At 45.5% G+C, this 7,491-nt stretch carries 7 protein-coding genes; 5 read left to right on the top strand and 2 right to left on the bottom strand.

All coding sequences use genetic code 11. The features are described 5' to 3' along the window. Window positions 1-130 precede the first annotated feature (130 nt). The 3 genes from ELS82_RS05800 to ELS82_RS05810 all read left to right on the top strand — a co-directional run bounded on the left by ELS82_RS05800 (window position 131) and on the right by ELS82_RS05810 (window position 3,460). Window positions 131-733 carry an AraC family transcriptional regulator gene (locus ELS82_RS05800; protein ID WP_134834625.1) on the top strand — a complete coding sequence of 201 codons (603 nt, stop codon included), beginning with the start codon at window positions 131-133 and terminating at the stop codon, window positions 731-733. Window positions 734-825: 92 nt separating this feature from the next. After that, window positions 826-2,694 (top strand): methyl-accepting chemotaxis protein, encoded by a 1,869-nt coding sequence (locus ELS82_RS05805; RefSeq protein ID WP_134834626.1) that lies wholly within the window; start codon window positions 826-828, stop codon window positions 2,692-2,694. Between the two features lie 112 nt (window positions 2,695-2,806). Continuing rightward, window positions 2,807-3,460, top strand: coding sequence for a DsbA family oxidoreductase (locus ELS82_RS05810; RefSeq protein WP_134834627.1), 654 nt, complete (start codon window positions 2,807-2,809; stop codon window positions 3,458-3,460). A 51-nt stretch (window positions 3,461-3,511) separates the two neighbouring features. Here ELS82_RS05810 and ELS82_RS05815 read toward each other — a convergent pair whose 3' ends face one another. Next, window positions 3,512-4,411, bottom strand: a complete 900-nt coding sequence (locus ELS82_RS05815) for a DUF808 domain-containing protein (protein ID WP_134834628.1) — start codon at window positions 4,409-4,411, stop codon at window positions 3,512-3,514. 183 nt (window positions 4,412-4,594) lie between these two features. On the opposite strand from ELS82_RS05815, the gene ELS82_RS05820 reads away from it, so the two are divergent. Further along, entirely contained in the window at window positions 4,595-5,518 is a 924-nt protein-coding gene (locus tag ELS82_RS05820) for a M14 family metallopeptidase (RefSeq protein ID WP_134834629.1), read from the top strand. Here ELS82_RS05820 and ELS82_RS05825 read toward each other — a convergent pair. Next, window positions 5,515-6,303 carry an AraC family transcriptional regulator gene (locus ELS82_RS05825; RefSeq protein WP_134834630.1) on the bottom strand — a complete coding sequence of 263 codons (789 nt, stop codon included), beginning with the start codon at window positions 6,301-6,303 and terminating at the stop codon, window positions 5,515-5,517. The two genes, ELS82_RS05820 and ELS82_RS05825, sit on opposite strands and share 4 nt — an antisense overlap. A 99-nt stretch (window positions 6,304-6,402) precedes the next feature. Here ELS82_RS05825 and ELS82_RS05830 point away from each other — a divergent pair, with 99 nt between their 5' ends. Beyond that, complete coding sequence (locus tag ELS82_RS05830) at window positions 6,403-7,302, top strand: DMT family transporter (RefSeq protein WP_134834631.1); 900 nt, start codon at window positions 6,403-6,405, stop codon at window positions 7,300-7,302. The last annotated feature ends 189 nt before the right edge of the window (window positions 7,303-7,491 follow it).

Below are 7,491 nucleotides of genomic sequence, written 5' to 3' on the forward strand. Positions count from 1 at the left end.
GCTATAGTTCTCGCAGATTTTACAAGGTCAGACCAGAGCATTTATCGCTTTTTGACGTATTGATTACTCAAAGTTGGCTTTTTCATCAAGAAACGTTAACCTTAGCGCCCCAAAACTGATGAGCGACACCATGCACTACGCGATTTCATACCAAGCCGAACACAATGATTTTCTTATTTGTACTCCACGCAGAAAATCTCTAAAACACAGACTGATTTGTGTCAGACAAGGTTTGGTATTGGTGAAGCTTGGTAAACATGAGTTCGCGGTTGAACCCAATCAGTACTTTTGGCTACCTTTCGATACATTGACTTCTATTACGTACACTCCGAATACACTAGTAGACAACGTTGAACTGTCTTCCCGCGTATCATTGCCGCTACCAAAGCAAGCTGGGGTTATTAAGTCGAACGAACTAATGACCGCTCTACTAAACCGTTTACGTGATATCTCGGCTGCACGTAATAAACAAATCGACTTACTCACGGTCCTGCAATACGAACTCGTTGATCTTCGTCCGGCATTAAAAGAGAGTAAACTCAGCCAGCAGGTTGCTCAGTGGACATATGACGGTGAATCCCCTCTTTCAAGTGAGTTGCAACTGGTACTTCGAGTGCGAGAAGCGAACAAGCAAATGCAATCTGGCAAAAAACGTCCTGCTGTTGTAGGAGCACTGTTTGAAGGAAACGATTCTCTCTTTAGTGGATTAGAAAAAGCGATTTTAGGCCGCTAATTCGTAGAAAAGTTGTATATTTACTGGCCGAACCTTCATTTCATAACTATAGATCTATAAATAGCCACTTAATCTATAGAAAGGACTCTGAGATGAAATTCAGCCATAAGATTGTGGCCGCGTCTTCAGTACTACTCTTGGCGACGGTTACTCTTTTGACCCTTCAGCAATACTATACCGTCCAACGTGAAATCAAGACTCAAGTTACTTCAAGTGTCACTGAAATTGTAGACGGAGTTCGCGATTCCACTGCCGCAGAGATCAATAGCCGTAAAGCAATCGCTTCATACGCCACCAGCATGCTTGAGGTAAACCTATCCCCTGAAGCAATGACGGCGGTTCTGACTCGTCCTGTGGTTAAAGAGACTTTTTTACTCGCTGGTCTTGGCTTCGATAAAGATGGCTCAAGAATCAGCAATGACCCTTCATGGAATCCCGGACCGACTTGGGATCCGCGTGTACGCCCTTGGTATATTGACGCGAAAAACTCAGGCAAGCTTGTTATTACGGCTCCTTATGCAGACTCCGGCACTGGCGAGATTTTGATTTCCATCGCAACGCCAGTACGCGACAACGGCCAGTTCATCGGTGCAATCTTCTATGATGTGAGCTTGGCGGCCTTAGCGGAAGTGGTAAATAAGGTCCAGCTATTTGATGCAGGCTTGGTGTTTATTGTCGCAGGAAACGGCACCACTATTGCCCACCCAACCACCGAGTTTAACGGTAAACCAATGAAGGAGTTTTTAGGTGATACTCCTATTCAAGATGAGCCACAGCAAGTCAGTATAGATGGCCAGCAATACACTCTAGATTTTTCTAAAGTCCCTGGAGAGGACTGGTATATCGGTGTCCTACTCGATGAAAGCATTGCTTATCAATCCCTTGCCGATCTAAGAAATAGCTCCATCGTTTATTCAATCATCGCACTCATTATTAGTATCGTAATCCTTTTGATCCTTATTCGTACCTTGATGAGACCTTTAGATGTATTGAGTAATGCCATTCAAGACGTGGCATCTGGCGAAGGGGATCTTACCCAGCGCTTAAACACAGATACTGATAAAGAGTTCTCCATTCTCGCCTCCGGTTTTAACGAATTTACGCAGTCACTACAGCAACAAATCACCCAATCTAAGGCCATTGGTTCTGAAATTCTACGCGGTTCAGAAATGACCTCTCATGGACTCCAAGAATCCGCTTCGGCTATGCAAGAGCAACTTCATGAACTCGAACAGTTGGCAACGGCGATGCATGAAATGGCAACCACATCGGGTGATGTTGCCAACAATGCGCAAGGCGCTGCAGCATCAGCCAGAGAAGCCGATGAAGCGACCAGCCTAGGGACATCGGTTGTGAGCGAAACCACCAGCGCAATTGATAACCTGTCACAGAAAATTGATGAAGCCGTCGAAGAAGTTAAAGTGCTTGAGTCAGCCACCGACAACATCGAAACCATTTTGAAAGTAATCAATGATATTGCCGATCAAACCAATCTACTCGCTCTCAATGCCGCAATTGAGGCTGCTCGTGCAGGGGATTCTGGTCGAGGCTTCGCCGTGGTTGCTGATGAGGTTCGAACACTGGCGCAGCGCACTCAGGAGTCGACAACCGAAATCAGAAATATGATCGAACAGCTCCAAGCAGGTGCTAGTTCCGTTGCCAATGCAATGAATATGAGTAAAGCCACAGCCGGTACTGCTGTCGAACGAGCGCAAGAAGCCAACGTAGCACTCGAAAGTATCCGCGATGCAATTCAACAAATCAGTGATATGAATATCCAGATTGCCTCGGCTGCAGAAGAACAAAGCCTTGTTGCCGAAGAGATCAACAGCAACACAGTGAAGATCAAAGATCTTTCTACTCAAGTATCCGACGCAGCCGATAACGCTAACATTGCGATGCAAGCTCAAACAGAGAATATCCGTGAACAAGATGCGATACTCAATAAATTCATCGTTTAGACGATAGCGACACCCGTATTTCGGGCTACAAATATTGAAAAAGTGATCGGTTTAGTAAAATTCTCGACGCGGCACATTTATACTTTAATCATTGCCGTGCGAGGAACTACAGATGAAAAAAGTGCGTATTGATATTGTTTCTGATGTCGTGTGTCCGTGGTGCATCATTGGCTATAAACGCCTTGAAGCGGCACTAAAAACACTGTCAGACAGCGTGGAGGCTGAGATTCAGTGGCACCCGTTCGAGCTTAATCCGGCCATGACTTCTGATGGGCAGAACCTACGTGAGCACCTTAAAGAGAAATACGGTACGACAGATGAAGCCAGCATTGCAGCTCGTGATACATTGACCTCTCTCGGGCAAGAAGTCGGATTCAAGTTTCGCTTTCATGATGAAATGCGCATCTATAACACACGAAGAGCGCATCAATTGTTAATGTGGGCGCAAAGTGAAGGTAAGCAATTCGATTTAGAGCTTCGTTTGTTCCAAGCCTACTTTTCTGAAGGGAAAAACATCGATGATCCAGACATGCTGATTACTTGCGCTGAGTCTGTTGGTTTAGATGCAAAAGTCGTCGAAAGTGTGATTAACGATCAATCGTGGGCAGAAGCGGTCGCGTCCACCGAACAACAATGGCTTGAAGCAGGAATCAACGCCGTCCCAGCCATTATCATCAACAGAAAACACCTCATATCCGGTGCACAAACAACGGATCTTCTTATTTCGGCCATCACTCAAATTAGCCAATCAGAAGAGCAAGACTGAATGTACTCACTCTAATCTCGATAAGTGAGTACATTCCAATCAGTCGCTCAGTTACGCTTTTTTGATTTTAGAGAACAGAGCCCACACCGCGACGACCACTAATCCGGCAACCAACCCTAATAACCCGTTAAGAAGCGAAGGTAATAGTGCCTTAGCGATAGAGATATTTGGGATCTCCATGATGATTGGCTCGATCCAGTGATGTAACAGTGGAATATTGTGCACTACAATACCGCCACCGACTAAGAACATTGCTGCAGTACCCACCACCGCAAGAGCTTTCATTAGCTTAGGTGCAAAGGCTACCAGAGCTCGGCCTAACACCAGCTTAATACCCTTACCTTGAGATTTGCGCTCTAAGTAAAACCCAAGATCATCAAGCTTAACAATACCCGCAACCAAGCCATAAACGCCGATGGTCATTAGAATCGCGATCAGGCTCACCACTAAGATCTGAGTCGTTATTGCTTGCCCTTGCACTGTGCCAAGCGCGATAACAATAATTTCTGCAGAAAGAATAAAGTCGGTACGAATCGCTCCCGCAATCTTGTTCTTTTCGTACTCTTCGATGGACACAGTTGGCTCGGCTGGCTTCTCTTCCGTATGGTCAGGTTTATGGAAGAACTTCTCTAGAACTTTTTCAGCCCCTTCAAAACACAAGAACAACCCACCAATCAGAAGCAATGGCATAATCAACCAAGGAGCGATTGAGCTAATCAGCAGTGCTGCAGGGACCAGTATTAACTTATTACGAAACGAACCCTTGGCCACGTTCCAAACAACTGGGATCTCCCTTTCAGCCGTCACACCTGAGACTTGCTGCGCGTTTAAAGCCAGATCATCACCTAGAACACCGGCTGTTTTCTTTGCAGCGACTTTTGACATTACCGCTACGTCATCTAATACGGTAGCAATATCATCTAACAAGGTTAATAAACTTGCGCCTGCCATTTTCGTTTCTCATTCAAGGTAGCAATTAATGTTTCTAAATGTAACACCACAACGAACAAGCGGAAACATACTTGATGTCAATGCACGGTTAATCTTTTTCACTGTGGTCGATAATATTTGCCTGTCGCGGTCGCCCACTCTATGCTGTTTAACGTTTTTCACCATAACTACAAAGGCAAGGTAATGCGCAGTACTTACACTTATCCTATCGGTACCCCAGGTCAGAAATGGGCCGAAGCAGAGCGAATTGCTTGGCGTAAGCAGACCACTATCAAGCGTGAATATCAACAAGAAGTCGTACCTAAAATTAAAGCTCTAAGCGACAGATTCTCTGTTGAGCAGTATGGCGCACTCTCATACGACGAAGCGCGTTACCCTCTGTTCTGTATTAAATCGAACAACTGGGATGCGGGTAAACCTATCGTCTTGGTCACTGGTGGTGTGCATGGCTACGAAACCAGTGGTGTTCATGGCGCGCTAAAGTTTGCAGCTAATGAAATGGAACGTTACGCAGAGCATTTCAACATTATCATCGCACCTTGTGTCAGCCCTTGGGGATATGAAACAATCAACCGCTGGAACCCGCTAGCGCTAGACCCAAATCGCTCGTTCTACCAAGACTCTACGGCTGAAGAGTCAGCAAATCTGATGAAGCTTGTCGCATCATTAGGCAAAGAGGCTTTGGTTCATATTGATTTGCACGAAACAACCGATACCGATGAAACAGAATTCCGCCCTGCTCTAGCAGCACGAGATGGTATTGAATATATCGAAGGTATGATCCCAGATGGTTTCTACACGGTTGGTGATACTGAAAACCCACAATCTGAGTTCCAAGCAGCAGTTATTGAGTCAGTAAGCAAAGTGACCCATATTGCCCCGGCGGATGATAAAGGTGAGATAATCGGTTCAGCGGTTGTGCAGCACGGCGTAATCAACTACCCAATGGTCAAACTAGGTCTTTGTGGCGGCGTAACGACCTGCCAATACGGCACTACAACGGAAGTGTACCCAGATAGCCCGAAAGTGACTGATGAAGAGTGTAATGACGCTCAGGTGGCCGCTATTGTCGGTGGTTTAGACTATGTACTAACTCAGTTAGACTAAAGCAATCTACTCTTATATTGCTCCGGGGTTTGCCCGGAGTATTTCTTAAACATTGCGATAAATGGGCTGGCCTGATTGTAACCGAGCGTAAGGGCTACCTCTTTCACTGAATGCCCTTTTCTAAGCAAATCCATCGAATACAAGTAGCGAACTCTTAAGCGCCACTCTGTAAAGCTCATACCGAGTTCTGCCTGACAATGGCGTGCTAAGGTCCGCTCAGTAGTGTGTACTCGCTCTGCCCACTGGGACAAACTGGTATTATCGATTGGATTCTCTTCTACCGAAGCTAAGATCTTCGCCAGATATTTATTGTCTGTAGAAGGCAGGAAATGATGCTGTGTATCGCGAGTCGCGAGTTGATCGAGCAAGACCCGAACCAGTCGTTTGTCTTGTTCACTTTGGGCAACATTAATATCGCGCTGACGAAAATCATCAATAATCGCAGAGACAATAGGAGTCACTTTGATCAGGCTAGTGCAGTCAGGAAAGTGCTGCGTTAAATCTTGCGCAATATTGAGTGAGCAATATGAGATCGGCTTACGGTTAAAACTGGTATGCATAACACCGGCAGGCACCCAAATCGCTAAGTGGGGAGGCGCAAGAAAACGGGTATCTTCCGCTTCCATTTCCAAAATACCGCCACTAATAAGTTGCACCTGCCCCCATGGGTGGCTATGCATTCTAGTTTCAGTATTGGAAAGAAACGCCTCAAAATTCATAAACACATCTGATGGTGCTTTATCAATTGATAAGGATGGATGAAGATGTTTTACCGATTTTCTCAAACTTGTCTTCCCATGACTCAATATGTCTTTATAACGATATATATAATTATATCGACCTGTCAGACTATGTTCTACCGATAATATTGCGATGGTGTTCACATGGTCTATCTACTTCCTCTCTTTACCGTTTTCATATGGGGCGGAAATGCAATCGTAAATAAAATGGCTGCAGCGACAATAGAACCTAGCGCAATGAGTTTCTATCGATGGTTTCTAGCTATCTTATTGCTCTCACCTTTTTGCTTGCCTAAAGTGATCAAGCGTTGGGCAACGATCCGCCCATATTTAGCCAAGCTAGCATTTTTAGCCATGCTAGGCATGGTACTCAATCAGTCGCTTTCGTATTACGCAGGGCTGACCACAACTGCTTCAAATATGGCGATGATCACCTCGCTAGTCCCGCTTATTGCGATATTCATGAGTGTCCCTCTGTTAGGTAAACCCATTTCAGCACTTAGTATTGTAGGTGCTGTGCTCGCCCTCTCAGGCCTTGCGTTCATGCTAGGTAAAGGTGATGTGCTGTTTTTCCTTCATCAGGATGTAACACCGGGTGACGGCATCATGGTCATTGCCTCCATCTGTTACGGCGCATACTGCGTGCTGCTTAAACGCTGGAAGATGCCACTGTCTAACTGGACTATGGTTTACATGCAAGGTGCACTCGCTTTGATTATGCTTACGCCTCTTTGGCTGACGAGTTCCGAGCTACTACCAAGTAAAGAGGCAATACCATTGATCGCTTACGCGGGTCTCGCAGCATCGATTGCAGCGCCTTGGATGTGGGTTAAGGCGATTGATCTTATTGGTGCTGATTCAAGCGCGATGTTTATGAACCTAATGCCCGTTGTTGCGATTACGCTAGCGGCTACAATGCTTGGTGAGGCGGTTCATAACTACCACGTAGTCGGCGGTTTACTGGTGATTTCTGGGGTGATTCTTTCTCAGCTTAAACAACCGAAAAAGGCGCTGGAAACGTTCAAAAAAGCCAAGCAGCTTTAAGCACTTAAGTATTCAGTACGATCAAAAAAGCCCACTCGGTGGGCTTTTTTATGGTTCATCGCGGATTAACGGGAACACAAAACAAAAACGGTAGTAAGTGATAGAGTTTTATCGCCAAACAAAACTTACACAAACTACCGTTCTCATGCCGAATCATACTTTCCTATCTTCATTCTGGGAAGGCTTTCA

The sequence above is a fragment of the Vibrio ouci genome, assembly GCF_004551525.1.
Classification (GTDB): Bacteria; Pseudomonadota; Gammaproteobacteria; order Enterobacterales; family Vibrionaceae; genus Vibrio; species Vibrio ouci.

Coding starts and splice junctions, on each gene's coding strand:
- ELS82_RS05800 (WP_134834625.1), top strand. CDS start 131: ATGCACTACGCGATTTCATACCAAGCCGAACACAATGATTTTCTTATT.
- ELS82_RS05805 (WP_134834626.1), top strand. CDS start 826: ATGAAATTCAGCCATAAGATTGTGGCCGCGTCTTCAGTACTACTCTTG.
- ELS82_RS05810 (WP_134834627.1), top strand. CDS start 2,807: ATGAAAAAAGTGCGTATTGATATTGTTTCTGATGTCGTGTGTCCGTGG.
- ELS82_RS05815 (WP_134834628.1), bottom strand. CDS start 4,411: ATGGCAGGCGCAAGTTTATTAACCTTGTTAGATGATATTGCTACCGTA.
- ELS82_RS05820 (WP_134834629.1), top strand. CDS start 4,595: ATGCGCAGTACTTACACTTATCCTATCGGTACCCCAGGTCAGAAATGG.
- ELS82_RS05830 (WP_134834631.1), top strand. CDS start 6,403: ATGGTCTATCTACTTCCTCTCTTTACCGTTTTCATATGGGGCGGAAAT.